Raw genomic sequence first — 15790 nt, 5'->3', positions numbered from 1 at the left:
CGGATTTTGTAGACGATTTTCAGAAATGCTACTTGATAAAAAAGGCCACCCTTGCGGGTGGCCTTTTGCATGTATGACTAAGGAGAATCGGCATGCAGCTAACGGATAAGCTTGGGGTGGGCACATTTTATAAGGTGGTGGGGTGCTAGGCCTACTGTTTGCTAATATTTTCTGGGGTCGAGAAGCAAAACAGCTTTGATGACCTTGAATTGGAGGTAAGGCCACTGCATACCTGTTACCATACCGGTTACACGGTATTGCCTTTCGAAGTCCCACGGGTAAACAACCCCGTACTTGTTCTTAAGTGTATCACCCCGGCTGTGCCCAGGTAGCAAGAATAAGGAGTCGAAGGCTTCCTCACTTTCCAGGCGTAACCCAGCCGTATATCCTCGGGATTTATAAAAATCAGCTATTTCCTCTTTTGACCTACCTCGCATCCTGCGTGATTTAAGCGCTTGGTTAATAAACGTCTCCCGCATATGAAGTGGTATTATTACTTTACCGCTGTCAATTTGAAAATCGCCGCATTCGGTACATTCTTCATGGTATTCCCGTAGGGTATAAAGTCGCGGGGCTTGTTTGGCTTTTAATGGTTTCTTGGGGCCCTGAGAAGTCATAGTGCATAGAGCAACTGCGCAGAAGGCGAATAAGCCAGTCTTGCCAATTTTCATAAAAAAGAAATAAGAAGCCCCGGCCGTACCAACGACCGGGGCTTTAAATTATGTCTACAAAATCCGTGTAATCCGAAAAATCCGTGTCAAACGAAGTTCAGCGCAGCTAATCCGTGGTTCAGACTAAACGTTAAACCGGAAGTGCATGATGTCGCCGTCCTGCACCACGTAGTCCTTGCCTTCCACGGCCATCTTACCGGCTTCCTTGATTTTCACCTCGGTCTTGAACTCCTGGTAGTCGGCCAGCTTAATCACCTCGGCGCGGATAAAGCCTTTCTCGAAGTCGGAGTGGATGACGCCGGCGGCGGCGGGCGCCTTGTCGCCGCGGTGAATAGTCCAGGCGCGCACTTCCTGCACGCCGGCGGTGAAGTAGGTAATCAGGTTCAACAGCTCGTAGGAGGCGCGGATGAGCTTGTTCAGGCCCGACTCGGTGAGGCCGTACTCGCCCAGGAACATGGCTTTCTCCTCGGGGTCTTCCATCTCGGCAATCTGGGCTTCGATGGCGGCCGACACCAGCACCACCTGGGCATTTTCCACTTTTACGTGCTGGCGCAGGGCCTCCACGTGCTTGTTGCCGTCGGTGGCAATGCTGGCCTCGTCCACGTTGGCCACGTAAATCACGGGCTTGATGGTGAGCAGCTGCAGGTCGGCAATGGCTTCGAGCTCGTCTTCGGCGGCCTGCACGGCGCGGGCGTTCTGCCCGCCTTCCAGCGCGGCCTTGAAGCGCTGCAGGGCCGCTACTTCCTTCTTGGCTACGGCATCGCCGGCCTTGGCGCTGCGCTCCGACTTCTGCAGCTTCTTCTCCACGCTCTCGAGGTCTTTGAGCTGCAGCTCGGTGTCGATGACGTCCTTGTCGAACACCGGGTCGACGCCGCCGGCTACGTGCACGATGTTGGGGTCTTCGAAGCAGCGCACCACGTGAATGATGGCATCAACCTCGCGGATGTTGGCCAGAAACTTATTGCCCAGGCCCTCGCCCTTACTGGCGCCTTTCACCAGGCCGGCGATGTCGACAAACTCGATGATGGTAGGCACCACGCGCTTGGGGTTCACCAGCTGCTCCAGCACCTGCAGCCGCTCATCGGGCACGGTAATGACACCCACGTTGGGCTCGATGGTGCAGAACGGGTAGTTGGCCGATTCGGCCTTGGCGTTCGATAAAGCATTAAACAGAGTGGATTTGCCAACGTTTGGCAAGCCCACGATTCCGCAGCGGAGGCCCATTTTTTGGAGTTATGAGTTCAGAGTTATGAATTATGAGTTGGTCACAATTCGCTGCAAAGGTACGTACCGCAGACTCTGCGAGTCCGCGCGTCTGAACGATACCCGGCCGACCAGCACGCGGACTCACCGAGTCCGCGGTACCGCAAAAACGGCGCGAACGGACCTGTACAGGTCCATCCGCGCCGCGGGTGCTTTGGTTATGGGAGGGTGTGGGTAACTAAGGTTAGTACCGGTCGTCGCTACGGTTGGGGTCGTAGGCGGGCCGGTCGCGTTCACGGGGGTCACGCTCGTCGAAGTCGCGCGGGCGGTCGAGCTCGGCTACTTCCTCGGGGGTGAGCAGCTCCTCGCGCACGTAGTCCACTGCATCCTGCAGGGCGTCCACGAACTTGAGGAAGTCTTCCTTGTAGAGGAAGATTTTGTGTTTTTCGTACGACACCGAGTCGTCGCCGTTCTGTCGGCGCTTGCTTTCGGTGATGGTCAGGTAGTAGTCCTGTCCACGGGTGGCCTTCACGTCGAAGAAGTACGTGCGCTTGCCGGCCTTGATGCGTTGGGAATAAATTTCTTCCTGGTCGTGACGGTCGTCCACGGGAATAGGGGTTGGGTATGAGTGGGAAATAGAAAAGGTCGGTTGATTCTGGGGCCTAACTTACGCAAAACTTGCACAAGACCGAACAAATATAAACGCCTGGCTTGTGCAGCGTGTTAGCAGCCGACAAAGTAAAAAGAACGTCATGCTGAACATGTGGCGCATCAAGCCAGGGATGAAGCATCTCTACCAGGAGAGTAAACTCTTTTGACTGGATTACTGCTGCCGGAGAGATGCTTCGGCAAGCTCAGCATGACGTTCTTTATAATCTGAAATAGCCTTCCCGCCCATGCCCCTCGACCTCGCTTCCATCCGCTCCTTCGAAAACCTGGAATTCCTGGCCCGCCAGCTGGTGGATGGGTTTATCACCGGCCTGCACCAGTCGCCCTACCACGGCTTTTCGGTGGAGTTTTCGGAGCACCGCCTCTACAACCCCGGCGAAAGCACGCGCCACCTCGACTGGAAGGTGTTTGCCCGCACCGACAAGCTGTTTGTGAAGCGCTACGAGGAAGAAACCAACCTGCGCTGCCACATCCTGCTCGACGTGAGCCCCTCGATGTACTACCCCGCGCCGGGCTACGACAAGCTCCGGTTCAGCATTCTGGCGGCGGCGGCGCTCACCACGCTGCTTACGCGGCAGCGCGACGCCGTGGGCCTGGTCACCTTCGCCGACAAGGTGGAATTGCAAACGCCGGTACGCTCCACCTCCACCCACCGCCACACCCTGCTGCTGGTGCTGCAGCAGCTGCTCGACCGCGCCCCGGCCCCGCGCAGCGCGACCACCGATGTGGCCGGCGTCATCCACACCATTGCCCAGCAGATTCCCAAACGCTCGCTGGTGATTGTGTTCAGCGACATGCTGGGCAAGGGCAAGCAGGAGCAGGACGCGGCCCTGGCGGCGCTGCAGCACCTCAAGCACCAGCACCACGAAGTGCTGCTCTTCCACGTGCTCGACCGCAGCACCGAGGCCGACTTCAACTTCAGCGAGCGGCCCTACATTTTCGAGGATGTGGAGACGGGCCTGGAAATCAAGCTGCAGCCCTCCCAGATACGCGAGCAGTACCGCGCCGCCATGACGGCCTACGAGCAGGAGCTGGCCCTGCGCTGCGGGCAGCTGCGCATCGACTTCGTGCCCGTGGATGTGCGCGAGCCCTTCGAAAAGGTGCTCTACGCCTACCTGGTGAAGCGCGGCAAAGGGCGGTAGGTATGCTGTTTGACCTGCTTGCCCTGTGGGCTTTTTTTGCCCTCCTCTTTCCCCTGCTCACGGCCTACATCGCCAGCAGCTACGGCCGCTCGTTCTGGCGCTGGTTTCTGCTGGGGCTGCTGCTGCCCTTCGTGTCGGTATTTCTTATTCTGGGCTTGTGCATCCGCGAGCAGCTGCGGGAGGAAAAGCAGGCTGCGGCCGGGGCGGCACGAGCTGCCGCTAGCCTGCCGGCCACTCCGCCCAGTACGTAGGGCACCCGGGCTACGCAGGCTGGCACAACTACCGCGGGCCCTACCTTTGCGGCTACACTCACACTCGCTCACCATGTACAACACCTTACTTGTAATTCACTCCTACACCCGCTGGCTGGTACTGGTTTTTGGCCTGATTGCCTTGTACCGCGCCTATACCGGCTACAGCAACCGCCGCCCCTACGTGGGGGCCGACAATGGCATGGGGGCCAGCTTTGTAGGCTCCATTCACCTGCAGGTGCTGCTGGGGCTGCTGCTGTATTTTATGGGCAACTGGCCGTCGCGGGCCGCGGGCGCCGCCATGGAAGCTGCCGCCCGTACGGAAGTGCGCTTCTTTAAGATGGAGCACATTGCCGTGATGCTGCTGGCCGCGGTGCTGGCCCAGGTAGGCCGCAGCCTGTCGAAGAAAGCCAGCGACGACGTGGTGAAGCACAAAAAAGCCTTTACTTACTTCGGTATTGCGCTGCTACTTATTCTGATTATGATTCCCTGGGGCATTTGGAACCCCGAGCGGCCCTTGTTCCGTTTTTAGTGCTTAAGTTTGAGTTAGCACGTGCACAGCGCAACGACTAGCCCCTCCCCTCGCCTTTTTATTTTCTGCACCGTGACAGCCGCTCGTAAATTGGTTTACTCCCGGGAAGACTTTTCCGACTTAATGAACAAACGCCTGCAAGCCCTTGAAAGCAAGCAGGAAGCGCGTCAGCGCTACGGAACCTTACTATCGGTGTTGCGGCAGCAGATTGATGCCTACCGCAGCAAAACGTCCGCTGGCCCGAAATAGCTGCGCCCCCGGCGCCCGCACAAAAAAGCCCTGCCTCCTGACCGAGGCGGGGCTTTTTCGTGCGGGCGTCCGGCTGAGTGCGCTTTTGTGACCAAGGAATATGGCTCCTACCGTAGCAAGCCGCTATAGCCTGAGCTATTGTGCGTTGGCACTGCAATCGATTGCAGGAAAGCCTTTCCCTCTGCCCGGCCAGAGTGAAAACGGTGGTTTTTCCCTCGGCCTCAGCGGTAAAAATTCTACCTTCGTGCTCCGTATCTCCCCTCCCACCCAACACTCTATTATGTCCACCTCCCACGACCACGCCCAGATTGGCGGGCAAAGCCTGCGCCCGGAAAGCCTGATGATGAGCTACGGCTACACGCCGGCCTGGAGCGAAGGCGCCATCAAGCCGCCCATCTTCCAAACCTCCACCTTCGTCTTCAAAAACGCCGAGGAAGGCAAGTCCTTCTTCGAGCTGGCCTACGGCCTGCGCCAGGCCGACCCCGGCGAGGAGATGGGCCTCATCTACTCCCGCCTGAACAACCCCAGCCTGGAGATTCTGGAGCAGCGCCTCTGCCTCTGGGACGGCGCCGAAGATGCCGCTTCCTTCGCCAGCGGCATGGCCGCCATCAGCACCACCCTGCTGGCCCTGCTGCAGCCCGGCGACGTGGTGCTGCACTCCGAGCCGGTGTACGGCGGCTCCGACTTCTTCCTGAAAAACGTGCTGCGCAAGTTCGGCATCACGGCTGTGGGCTTCCGCCCCACCGCCACGCCCGCCGAGATGGAAGCCCAGGCCGCGGCCATTGAGCCGGGCCGCCTGGCCATGATTTTCGTGGAAACGCCCGCCAACCCCACCAACCACCTGGTGGACCTGGAAGCCTGCTCCGCCCTAGCCCGCCGCTTCGGCACCCCCGACAAGCCCGTGCGCCTAGTGGTCGACAACACCTTCCTGGGCCCGGTGTTTCAGCACCCCCTCAAGCACGGCGCCGACGTGGTGCTGTACTCGGCCACCAAGTTCCTGGGCGGGCACTCCGACCTGATTGCCGGCGCCGCCCTGGCCAGCAAGCCCCTGATGAAGGAAATCAAGGCCATGCGCACCTTCATGGGTACCATGTGCGACCCCAACACAGGCTGGATGCTGATGCGCAGCCTCGAAACCCTGAAGCTGCGCATGGAGCGCGCCGCCCAGAGCGCCCAGGTTATTGCCGACTGGCTGCGGCAGCACGCCTTGGTGGAGCGCACCTACTACCTCACCCACCTCGAGCACAACCCCGCCCAGCAGGACATCTACCGCCGCCACTGCCTCTCGCCCGGCTCCATGATTTCCTTCGACATTCGGGGCGGCGAGGCCGAAGCCTTCCGCTTCCTCAACGCGCTGAAGCTCATCAAGCTGGCTGTGAGCCTGGGCGGCACCGAAAGCCTGGCCGAGCACCCCGGCACCATGACGCACTCCGACATCACGCTCTGCGAGCAGCGCGAGATGGGCATTACGCCCCAGATGATACGCCTCAGCATTGGGGTGGAAGACCCGCGGGACATCATGCTCGACCTCGAGCAGGCCTTTGCAGCCGTGGGCATGGGGGTACCAGCGATGGAAATGGCGTAAGCGTTTGCTTTACACACCAATAAAAGCACCGTCACACAAATTAAAAGAGCCTGCCGCTTCCTCAGCGGCAGGCTCTTTTGATATTGACAGTCTACTGTTTACTTCGTACGCACCACAATTTCCACGCGGCGGTTTTTCTGGCGGCCTTCAGGCGTGGCGTTGGTGGCCACGGGCTGGCGCTGGCCAAAGCTTTCGGTGGTGACTTTGTCGGCGGGAATTTTACCGGATTTGGTAAGGTAGCTTTTCACGGCTTCGGCCCGCTGCTTAGCCAGGTCCATGTTGTAGCTGGCCGAGGCGGTGGAGTCGGTGAAGCCCATCACGCGGATGTCTTTGCCGGTGTAGCGCTGGTTGATGGAGGCCAGGATTTCATCGAGGGCCTTGGCAGCACCGGGACGGATGGCGGCCTTGTCGAGGTCGAACAGCACGGTTTCGTCCAGGGAATACACCTGGTAGTTGGCGTCGCCCCGCACGGTGGTACCGGGCGTTTTTACTTCGGGCAGCTTCACCTCGGTGAGTTGGACGTTGCGCAGGTCGAAGTCGTTGCGGTAAACCACTGCAGTGTCGGCAGTAGCCTCACTGGGCTCATTCAGGGTTTTCGGTTTGTTGAGGTTGTCGCAGCTGGTCAGCAACGAGGCAGCGGCAAGCAGCAGCGAAAGAACGGGCGTTTTCATAAGGCAGGTGGAATGGAGTGGAAAGAATGATATTAAAGGGTTACGCTCCCTCAGGACCAAAGTTCAGCTTAGCCGGCAGCCGCTTCAGCTAACGGGCTGGAACAAGGCACCAGCAAACTGCTCTGAACTACCTTTTCGCACGGTGAGCAGCCTCTTCAGCAAGCAGCGGTTTGCCTGGCAGCTCCGTACCGTATCTATAATGTTTCACTTACTATTTCCTTCGACATTCGGGGCGGCGAGGCCGAAGCCTTCCGCTTCCTCAACGCGCTGAAGCTCATCAAGCTGGCTGTGAGCCTGGGCGGCACCGAAAGCCTGGCCGAGCACCCCGGCACCATGACGCACTCCGACATTACGCTCTGCGAGCAGCGCGAGATGGGCATCACGCCCCAGATGATACGCCTCAGCATTGGGGTGGAAGACCCGCGGGACATCATGCTCGACCTCGAGCAGGCCTTTGCAGCCGTGGGCATGGGGGTACCAGCGATGGAAATGGCGTAAGCCTTATCGGTAAGTCTTTTCTTCTTAAAGCCCGCTGCCAAAAAGCAGCGGGCTTTTATTATTTCTATCCTGGTTTCATTTATCTTTCGCTTCCATGATTCTTCCTTTCGCTAATGAAAACAACCTCTGCCCAAGCGGTTAGCATCGCGCCCGAGCTGGCACATACGGTACACAACCTGCCTGCTACTGATACCCTCGCGCCGGCCTGCCTCAACTGCGGCACGCCGGTTCCTGACCACTTCTGCGGGCATTGCGGGCAGGATGTGCACCACACCCACCGCTTCACGCTGCGCTCGCTGCTGCTGCACGACTTGCCGCACTCGATATGGCACGTCGACAAGGGCTTGCTTTACACGCTGCGCGCGATGCTCACCCGGCCAGGCGCCACTATTGCCGAGTACATGGCCGGCCGTCGGGCCCGGCACTTCCGGCCCATCTCCTACCTGTTGCTCATCGGGGGGGTATCGGCCCTGGCCATGTCGATGCTGAACCTGCAGCCCCTGCCCCCGGAACGGGCGGCGGAAATGCCCAAGGTAATCAGCCTGGCTATGGACCGGTACATGAACACCTTCACTAAGCTCCCGACGCTGGTGTACATGGTGCTGCTGCCGGTGTATGCCCTGCTGGCCCGCTGGCTGCTGCGGGCTACGCGCTACAACTACGCCGAGATGCTGCTCAGCCAGGCCTTCATTATGGGTACGCTCTCGGTACCGTCGTTGCTGGTTATGACGCCGCTTATGTGGCTGATGCGGGAGACCAAACATGTGCTAGTGATTCCCATGCTGGGCATGCTGCCCTCCGTGGTGTATCCCGTCTGGGTGTATCTGCAGATGCTGTCTGCTACGCCGCTCTCGGCTGCCCGCCGCTGGGTCCGGGCGCTGAGCACGGCCCTCTTGCATCTGCTGGTAATGTGGGTGGCGGGCTTCGCGCTCATCATTTACTTTGTCATCTCCCTGATGAACCAGGACCCGGCCCTTAAAGCCGAATTCAAAGCCAAGTTTGGCAAAAAGCCGCTAAAAACCGAGCAGCCGGCTCCCGCCCGGCACTAAGCAGTGCATAGCCGCTGGCCTGCGTCACTTTATCCGCGTACTTAATTCCAAGACCTTCTAATGGGCTTCTTTTCCTCCCTGCTCGAAAACGCCAGCACCGTAAAGCCGGCCGACTTACAAAACGACTACGGCAAGCTGCTGGCTCCTAACGAAGCCATCGAAATCGGCTTCAAGCTGGTGCGCGACGTATTCATCTTCACCAACAAGCGCCTTATCCTCGTGGATAAGCAGGGTATCACCGGCTCCAAGGTGGAGTACCTGTCGGTGGCCTACAAAAGCATTGCCCGCTTCAGCATCGAAACCGCCGGCCACTTCGACCTCGACGCCGAGCTGAAAATCTGGGTGTCGAGCGAGCTGCAGCCCAGCATCGTGAAGAAGTTTACCTCCGCCGTGAACATCTACGACGTGCAGCGGGTGCTGGCCCAGCACGTGCTGGGGTAAAGACAGGCGTATGTAAGGCGAAGACCACTTGCTTCAATTCATCTTGCTTAGCAGGCAGCGGCATCGACTTCTTCCCGTAGAAATAAATTTCAAGGAAGAAACCCTGGCAGAATCTATGGCTCGCTACTCGGGTTTTGGGAAGCATTTATTTGAGAAGCTAGATTCTCACTTCCCAGGAATACTTTCAAACTTCCGGTTTTTCCAGCCTCAAGGCTCCCAGCAGGGTGACGTTTGGGCTTATTATGAGGATGACCCAGTGCAGTTTTCTGTTCAGCTGGAGCCAAGCGGCGAAGTCATTTTATTATGGGATGACAATGCTGAGAATTCGATTGAAATAGGGCCTTGGTGGAGTAGTGAGTATGAGGCTGCCATTGCTTTTATCGAAGAAGTCTTTTTCGGTAAAGCGCCTGGCGGCAAATTTTCATTTGACTAGCTATTACACAGCAAACAAAAGAGCCTGCCACTATTGAAGCGGCAGGCTCTTTGGCTATTCCACAGGCGTCGGTTACTGCCCCAGCACGATGGCAAACACCAGCGGCGCTACAATCGTCGCGTCGCTCTCGATGATGAACTTGGGCGTGTGCTCGCCCAGCTTGCCCCAGGTGATTTTCTCGTTGGGCACGGCACCGGAGTAGGAGCCGTACGACGTGGTGGAGTCCGAAATCTGGCAGAAGTATCCCCACCACGGCACGTCGTGGCGCTGCAGGTCCTGGTGCAGCATGGGCACCACGCAGATGGGGAAGTCGCCGGCGATGCCGCCGCCAATCTGGAAAAAGCCGATTTTGGCTTCCTCGGTGGCGGTTTCGGTGTACCAGTCGGCCAGGAACATCATGTACTGAATGCCCGTGCGCATGGTGTGCACGTTCTTGATGTCGCCGGTCATTACGTGGCCGGTGTAGATGTTGCCCAGCGTGGAGTCTTCCCAGCCCGGGCACACGATGGGCAGGTTTTTCTCGGCGGCGGCCAGCATCCAGGAGTTTTTGGGGTCAATCTGGTAGTATTGCTCCAGCTCGCCCGAGAGCAGAATCTGGTAGAAGAACTCGTGGGGGAAATAGCTTTCGCCGGCCTTGTCGGCCTTTTCCCAGAACTTCAGCACCACGTGCTCGAGGCGGCGCATGGCTTCCTCTTCCGGAATGCAGGTGTCGGTTACGCGGTTGAGGTGGCGCTTGAGCAGCTCGTGCTCGTCGGCCGCGGTCAGGTCGCGGTAGTTCGGGATACGCTCGTAGAAGTCGTGGGCCACGAGGTTGAAGATGTCCTCTTCCAGGTTGGCGCCGGTGCAGCTGATGATGTGCACCTTGTCCTGCCGAATCATCTCGGCCAGCTGAATGCCCAGCTCGGCGGTGCTCATGGCGCCGGCCAGCGAAATCAGCATCTTGCCGCCGTCGGCCAGGTGCTTGTTGTAGCCATCGGCCGCATCCACGAGGGCGGCGGCGTTGAAGTGGCGGAAGTGGTGCTTGATGAAATTGGTTACGTGCATGGTGGGTTTTCAGTGTTTTAGTTGTCAGTTGTTCGTTGTCAGTTGTCAGGGCTGTTCTCGCGTCAGCTTTATCAGAACGACCTGACAACTGACAACGAACAACTGACAACCAACTTTTCTATACCGGCTGCTCCACAATGAGGTTGTGGTTGGTATAGATGCAGATGTCGGCCGCGATATGCAGGCCTTCCTCCACCATCTGCCGGGCCGTGAGGTGGGGCGCGTGCTTCTTGAGGGCCAGAGCGGCGGCCTGGGCAAACATGGCGCCGGAGCCAATGGCGGCCACGTCGGAGTCGGGCTCCAGCACGTCGCCGGTGCCGCTGATGATGAGCAGCTCATTTTTATCGGCCACCACCATCATGGCTTCAAGCTTGCGCAGGTACTGGTCTTTGCGCCACTCCTTGGCCAGCTCGATGGCGGCCCGCTTGAGGTTGCCGCCGTAGCCGCCCAGCTTCTCGTCGAACTTGTCGAGCAGCATGAAAGCATCGGCGGTAGAGCCGGCAAAGCCGGTCACAATCTTGCCGTCCTGCAGCTTGCGGATTTTGCGCACGTTGTTTTTGGCCACGTGCTTGTCCATGGTAGCCTGCCCGTCGGCGCCGAGGGCAATTTCGCCGTTGTGGCGCACGCCAAGCACGGTAGTGGAGCGAATTATGGTCATTTAGCGAGTATCAGGTAGCGGGCAACGACCCAGCAAGAGGCCGGGCCGGATGGCAAAATTACGCCCTGCTGCTTAGCAAACCGTCCGGCCGCTTGCAGTTAAAAGTGAAAAGTGAAGAGTTAAAAGACGTTCTGCCTTTTAACTCCTCACTTTTCACTTTTAACGCTCAACTGTAGACCGGCCTAGAACCGGGCCTGCAGCTTGGTGAAGATGAAGCGGCCGTTGGAGCCCATCTGCACGGGGTCCCAGGCGCCACCGGTTTCGGTGCGCTGCGGGTCAAACAGCGTGGGGTACACGTTGAAGAGGTTGGAGCTGCCCACGGCCAGCTGCAGGTGGGGCGTGAGGGCATAGCTCGCCGTCAGGTCGGTGGTGATGCGGGCGTCGTAGCGCATGGGCTCGCCATCCCAGTCGCGCAGCATGACCTTATCAAACCGCACGAAGCGCAGCAGCAGGCCAAACTTGCTCACCTGGTAGTCGAAGGTCAGGTTGATTTTGGACGGCGGTGCCGAAGCTTTCACAAAGGCCTGCTCGCGGGGGCCGAAGAAGTCGTCCTCGCGGCCGGCCAGGCGGCCCGAGGTCTGTACCCGGTCGATGGTCAGGTCGTTGAAGTTGGCGGCCAGCGTGGAGCTTAGTCGGCTGCTGCTGAAGGTGGCTACGTGGTTCAGCACCACATCGAGGCCCAGGGAGCGGGTATCGGCGGCGTTGGCGAAGAACTGGGCCTGGTTGACGTTCAGGGCCTGCAGGTCGGAGCCAATCACGGGGTCGTCGGAGCTGAACTGGGAGGTAAGCACCACCCGGTCGCGCACCTTGATGTAGTAGCCGTCCACGGTCAGGCTTAGCGACTTACCCAGGCGGCTGGTGAAGCCCAGGTTGGCGCTGGTGGAAGTTTCCTGCTTCAGGCTGGGGATGCCCAGCTTTTTCGTCACGGCGCTGTTGTTGCGGGCCAGCAGCACCTCCACGGCGTTGCCGCCCACGAAGTTGGTGAAGGTGGAGTTGAAGTTGACCTGGGCCAGCGAGGGCGCCCGGAAGCCGGTGTTGAAGGTGCCGCGCACCGTCAGAAAGTCGGTCACGTTGAAGCGCGTCGAGGCTTTGTAGTTGAGGGTGCTGCCGAAGTCGCTGTAATTCTCGAAGCGCAGGGCGGCGGCCAGCAGCCAGCGCTGGGTGACGCTCAGCTCGGCATCGAGGTAGGCGCCGAAGTTGTCGCGCTGGGCCTTAATCACGTCGCTGGGCTGGAAGCCGGGGAAGCCCTGGGAGCCGCCGGTCACGTCGGGGTCGTAGTTGCGGTACGACTTCTCCTCGCCGGCAAACAGCGAATACCACTCCCGCCGCCACTCCGCGCCGGCCGCCAGGTTGAAGCCTTGCAGCACGGTTTTGTAGTTGCGCGTCAGCCCCAGGCTCACCACGTCCTGCTGTAGCTGGAAGCCGCCGGCATCGAAGGACCTGGGCGAGCTGGCCCCCAGCGAGACGTTCAGGGAGTTGCGCACCCCGTAGTGAAAGCGGTTGGAGCCGAAGTTGTTGCTCAGGTCCAGCTCCCACTCGCCCAGGGCGGTGCGCACGCCGGCCACGGCCGAGGCATCCCAGATGTCGCTGGTAATAATGGGGTCAAAGCCGTTGGGGTAGATGGCCGGCACGTTGCGCTCATCGTCGGCCTTACGCGTCCAGGCGTAGGCGTCGCCCTTGCGCTTGTTCATCCCGCCAAATACGTACACGTGGGCCTTGTCGCTGAGTGCGAACTTGGAGTTAAGGTAAGCCGAGGCGTTGCTGATTTCCGGGTCGCCGTACTCGCGCCGGGCCAGGCCGTCAGGTCCCACGGGCACGTTGGCCCGCTGGGTGTGCTCGCGCTTGTTGTAGTCGAGGGTGAGGTTGACGAAGCTGCCCTTCTCCCCCAGCCCCAGGCCATAGTTCACGTTGGCGTTGAAGTTGCCCCCGTCGAACCGCTCGTTGTCGAAACGGTACTTAGCGTCGTAGGCGCCGTAGTTGACGTTGGCCGTCAGCTCCTTTACCGACGTCTTGAGCACGATGTTGATGACGCCGGCAATGGCATCGGAGCCGTACTGGGCCGCGGCGCCGTCGCGCAGAATCTCAATGCGCTCGATGGCGGCGGCCGGAATCACGTTCAGGTCGGTGCCGGTGTTGCCCCGGCCGCGCGAGCCGAACAGGTTGACCAGGGCCGACTGGTGCTGGCGCTTGCCGTTCACCAGCACCAGGGTCTGGTCGGGGCCCAGGCCGCGCAGGCTGGCCGGGTCTACGTGGTCGGCCCCGTCGGAGCCGGTCTGCCGGTTGGAGTTGAAGGACGGAGCCACGAACTGCAGCAGCTGGTTCACGTCGAGCTGCCCGGTTTTGGTAGTCACCTCGCGCAGGTCGATGATGTCGACCGGCGAGGGCGAGTCCGTCACGGAGCGGTTCTGGCTGCGCGAGCCTACCACCTGCACCGCGTCGAGGCTGGTGCTGCTCTCGGCGAGCTTGATGCTCAGGCCTTCGCCATCGGCGCCCACTTCCTGCGTGGCGTAGCCCAGGGAGCTGACCACCAGGCGGGCCTGCTCAGTGCGCGTGCGCAGGGTGAAGCGCCCGTCGCCGCCCGTCGCCGTGCCGTTGTTGGTGCCCTTCTCTACCACCGTGGCGCCAATCACGGGGCGCCCCTGCTGGTCGAGAATCTGGCCCGATACACTGCGGCCGCTCTGCGCCCAGGCAACGCTGGCACTCAGGCAAATCAGCGGGACAAGTAAAGTTGATTTCATGCCTTGCATTGGAAAAGTTTTAGGAACGAATATGGTCTTCTTACAAGGACGCAAGCTACTGTAATCGGCAATAAAAAAAACCAGCCGGTATGGGCTGGTTTTTTTAATAAGCTCAGTGCTTAGCTGATATCCTTTTAAATCAACATACGCATGGGGTCTTCGAGCAGGCCTTTCAGCGTTTGCAGGAAGGCCGCGCCGGTAGCGCCGTCTACCACGCGGTGGTCGCAGCTCAGGGTCACCTTCATGATGTTGCCGATTACAATCTGCCCGTCCTTCACGATGGGCGTCTGCTTGATGCCGCCCACGGCCAGGATGCAGGCATCCGGGGGGTTGATGATGGCCGTGAACTCCTCGATGCCGAACATGCCCAGGTTGGAGATGGTGAAGGTGCTGCCTTCCCACTCGGCCGGCTGCAGCTTCTTGCTCTTGGCCTTGCCGGCCAGCTCTTTCACCTCGCCGGCAATCTGGGCCAGCCCTTTCTGGTCGGCGGTGCGAATCACCGGCACCAGCAGGCCTTCGTCGACGGCCACGGCCACGCCGATGTTGATGACTTTGTTCTGCCGAATCCGGTCGCCCAGCCAGGAGGAGTTTACCACCGGGTGCTGGCGCAGGGCCACGGCCGCGGCCTTAATCACCATGTCGTTGAAGGAAAGCTTCACCGGCGACAGCTCGTTGAGCTTCACGCGGGCGTCCATGGCGCGGTCCATATTGATTTCCATCGTGAGATAGAAATGCGGGGCCGTGAACAGGCTTTCCGACAGGCGCTTGGCAATCACCTTGCGCATCTGCGACACGGGCGTGTCGGTGTAGGTGCCTTCGACCGCGGCCGGGGCGGTGGGGGCGGGGGCGGCGGCCGGAGCCGGAGCAGCCGCCGGGGCCGGCGCAGCAGCAGGGGCGGCCTGAGGCTTGGCAGCCGAAGCCGCACCGGGCTGGAAGTTCTCCACATCGCGCTGCACGATGCGGCCGTTGTCGCCGCTGCCCTTCACCTGGGCCAGGTCTATGCCTTTCTCGCGGGCAATGCTCTTGGCCAGGGGCGAGGCAAAGATGCGGCCGTTGCCAGCTGCCGGAGCAGCTTCGGCCGCCTGCGGCGCGGCAGCCGCGGGGGCAGCGGCCGGCGCATCAGCGGCAGCAGGAGCTGCGGCCGGCGCCGGGGCACCACCGCTCTGCCCGCCCAGCAGGGCCTGCACGTCGGCGCCTTCCTCGCCGATGATGGCGAGCACGCCATCCACAGCCACGGCTTCACCGGCTTTGGGACCGGTGTAGAGCAGGATGCCGTCTTCGTAGTTCTCCAGCTCCATGGTGGCCTTGTCGGTTTCCACCTCAGCCAGGATGTCGCCCGACTTCACGGCGTCGCCCACCTGCTTCAGCCAGGAAGCAATGGTGCCTTCGGTCATGGTGTCGCTCATCTTGGGCATGCGCACCACCACGGCCTTTTTGCCATTGGCAGGAGCGGCGGGGGCAGCCGGAGCAGGCTTGGGAGCTTCGGCCTTGGGGGCTTCAGCGGCAGGAGCGGGCGCCGGAGCGGCTTCGGCGGGGGCTGCCGCCGGCGCGGCGCCGCCATTCAACAGGGCGGAAATGTCTTCGCCTTCTTTGCCTACAATGGCCAGCAGGCCATCAACGGGCACCGCTTCGCCTTGCTGAGGGCCGATGTGGAGCAGGGTACCATCTTCATAATTTTCCAGCTCCATGGTGGCTTTGTCGGTCTCCACCTCGGCCAGAATATCCCCTGATTTTACTTGGTCGCCCACTTTCTTGAGCCAGGACGCAATAACCCCTTCGGTCATCGTGTCGCTCATTTTAGGCATTTTAATGATTTCGGCCATCAGATTATCGCGCTAGGAATTGAGAGCGCCAAAATTAGCCCGAAAAGTTGGGCACGCAATTCTTAGGGGGTTCTAGTTTCTGGTTGCCGGTTACTGGTCAGAACAACAAGGAACCAGCAAGCTGATACCAGAG

General features: G+C 60.1%; 17 protein-coding genes. 9 read left to right on the top strand and 8 right to left on the bottom strand.

Going from position 1 to position 15790, the window contains the following annotated elements:
* Positions 1–161: 161 nt before the first annotated feature.
* The 3 genes from ABD919_RS08800 to ABD919_RS08790 all read right to left on the bottom strand — a co-directional run bounded on the left by ABD919_RS08800 (position 162) and on the right by ABD919_RS08790 (position 2481).
* Complete coding sequence (locus tag ABD919_RS08800) at positions 162–671, bottom strand: hypothetical protein (protein ID WP_345235622.1); 510 nt, start codon at positions 669–671, stop codon at positions 162–164.
* Positions 672–794: 123 nt separating this feature from the next.
* Positions 795–1895, bottom strand: coding sequence for a redox-regulated ATPase YchF (gene ychF / locus ABD919_RS08795; RefSeq protein ID WP_345235621.1), 1101 nt, complete (start codon positions 1893–1895; stop codon positions 795–797).
* Between the two features lie 223 nt (positions 1896–2118).
* Positions 2119–2481 (bottom strand): DUF3276 family protein, encoded by a 363-nt coding sequence (locus tag ABD919_RS08790; protein ID WP_345235620.1) that lies wholly within the window; start codon positions 2479–2481, stop codon positions 2119–2121.
* Positions 2482–2770: 289 nt separating this feature from the next.
* Here ABD919_RS08790 and ABD919_RS08785 point away from each other — a divergent pair, with 289 nt between their 5' ends.
* From ABD919_RS08785 to ABD919_RS08765, 5 genes are all read left to right on the top strand, one after another.
* Positions 2771–3685 (top strand): DUF58 domain-containing protein, encoded by a 915-nt coding sequence (locus ABD919_RS08785; protein ID WP_345235619.1) that lies wholly within the window; start codon positions 2771–2773, stop codon positions 3683–3685.
* Between the two features lie 2 nt (positions 3686–3687).
* A complete protein-coding gene (locus ABD919_RS08780) occupies positions 3688–3936 on the top strand; it encodes a hypothetical protein (RefSeq protein ID WP_345235618.1) in 249 nt (82 codons plus the stop codon).
* Positions 3937–4009: 73 nt separating this feature from the next.
* Positions 4010–4468: a hypothetical protein gene (locus ABD919_RS08775; RefSeq protein ID WP_345235617.1), complete on the top strand. Its 459-nt coding sequence runs from the start codon at positions 4010–4012 to the stop codon at positions 4466–4468.
* A gap of 72 nt (positions 4469–4540) precedes the next feature.
* Positions 4541–4717 carry a hypothetical protein gene (locus tag ABD919_RS08770; protein WP_345235616.1) on the top strand — a complete coding sequence of 59 codons (177 nt, stop codon included), beginning with the start codon at positions 4541–4543 and terminating at the stop codon, positions 4715–4717.
* Between the two features lie 280 nt (positions 4718–4997).
* A complete protein-coding gene (locus ABD919_RS08765; protein ID WP_345235615.1) occupies positions 4998–6302 on the top strand; it encodes a cystathionine gamma-synthase family protein in 1305 nt (434 codons plus the stop codon).
* A 98-nt stretch (positions 6303–6400) separates the two neighbouring features.
* Here the strand turns inward: ABD919_RS08765 and ABD919_RS08760 are convergent, their stop codons facing one another.
* On the bottom strand, positions 6401–6973 hold the full coding sequence (locus ABD919_RS08760; RefSeq protein ID WP_345235614.1) for an OmpA family protein: 573 nt from the start codon (positions 6971–6973) through the stop codon (positions 6401–6403).
* Positions 6974–7147: 174 nt separating this feature from the next.
* Between ABD919_RS08760 and ABD919_RS08755 the strand changes: the two genes are divergently transcribed.
* The 4 genes from ABD919_RS08755 (at position 7148) to ABD919_RS08740 (ending at position 9394) form a co-directional block, all read left to right on the top strand.
* Positions 7148–7471 carry a PLP-dependent transferase gene (locus tag ABD919_RS08755; protein ID WP_345235678.1) on the top strand — a complete coding sequence of 108 codons (324 nt, stop codon included), beginning with the start codon at positions 7148–7150 and terminating at the stop codon, positions 7469–7471.
* Positions 7472–7584: 113 nt separating this feature from the next.
* The gene (locus tag ABD919_RS08750) at positions 7585–8520 is read left to right on the top strand and encodes a DUF3667 domain-containing protein (protein ID WP_345235613.1); all 936 of its coding nucleotides are present in this window, start codon (positions 7585–7587) and stop codon (positions 8518–8520) included.
* 60 nt (positions 8521–8580) lie between these two features.
* A complete protein-coding gene (locus tag ABD919_RS08745) occupies positions 8581–8961 on the top strand; it encodes a PH domain-containing protein (RefSeq protein ID WP_345235612.1) in 381 nt (126 codons plus the stop codon).
* Between the two features lie 115 nt (positions 8962–9076).
* The gene (locus ABD919_RS08740; RefSeq protein WP_345235611.1) at positions 9077–9394 is read left to right on the top strand and encodes a hypothetical protein; all 318 of its coding nucleotides are present in this window, start codon (positions 9077–9079) and stop codon (positions 9392–9394) included.
* Between the two features lie 72 nt (positions 9395–9466).
* On the opposite strand, the gene ABD919_RS08735 is transcribed toward ABD919_RS08740, so the two are convergent.
* The 4 genes from ABD919_RS08735 to ABD919_RS08720 all read right to left on the bottom strand — a co-directional run bounded on the left by ABD919_RS08735 (position 9467) and on the right by ABD919_RS08720 (position 15657).
* Positions 9467–10438 (bottom strand): deoxyhypusine synthase family protein, encoded by a 972-nt coding sequence (locus ABD919_RS08735; RefSeq protein WP_345235610.1) that lies wholly within the window; start codon positions 10436–10438, stop codon positions 9467–9469.
* A 118-nt stretch (positions 10439–10556) separates the two neighbouring features.
* Complete coding sequence (gene hslV, locus ABD919_RS08730) at positions 10557–11096, bottom strand: ATP-dependent protease subunit HslV (protein WP_345235609.1); 540 nt, start codon at positions 11094–11096, stop codon at positions 10557–10559.
* A gap of 182 nt (positions 11097–11278) precedes the next feature.
* Complete coding sequence (locus tag ABD919_RS08725; RefSeq protein ID WP_345235608.1) at positions 11279–13834, bottom strand: TonB-dependent receptor; 2556 nt, start codon at positions 13832–13834, stop codon at positions 11279–11281.
* A gap of 134 nt (positions 13835–13968) precedes the next feature.
* Entirely contained in the window at positions 13969–15657 is a 1689-nt protein-coding gene (locus ABD919_RS08720; RefSeq protein WP_345235607.1) for a pyruvate dehydrogenase complex dihydrolipoamide acetyltransferase, read from the bottom strand.
* Positions 15658–15790: the final 133 nt, after the last annotated feature.

The organism is Hymenobacter saemangeumensis (genome assembly GCF_039541835.1).
In the GTDB taxonomy this organism is placed as follows: domain Bacteria; phylum Bacteroidota; class Bacteroidia; order Cytophagales; family Hymenobacteraceae; genus Hymenobacter; species Hymenobacter saemangeumensis.
The sequence above is the reverse complement of the archived record's forward strand: the minus strand, read 5'-3'. Positions and strand labels throughout refer to the sequence as shown.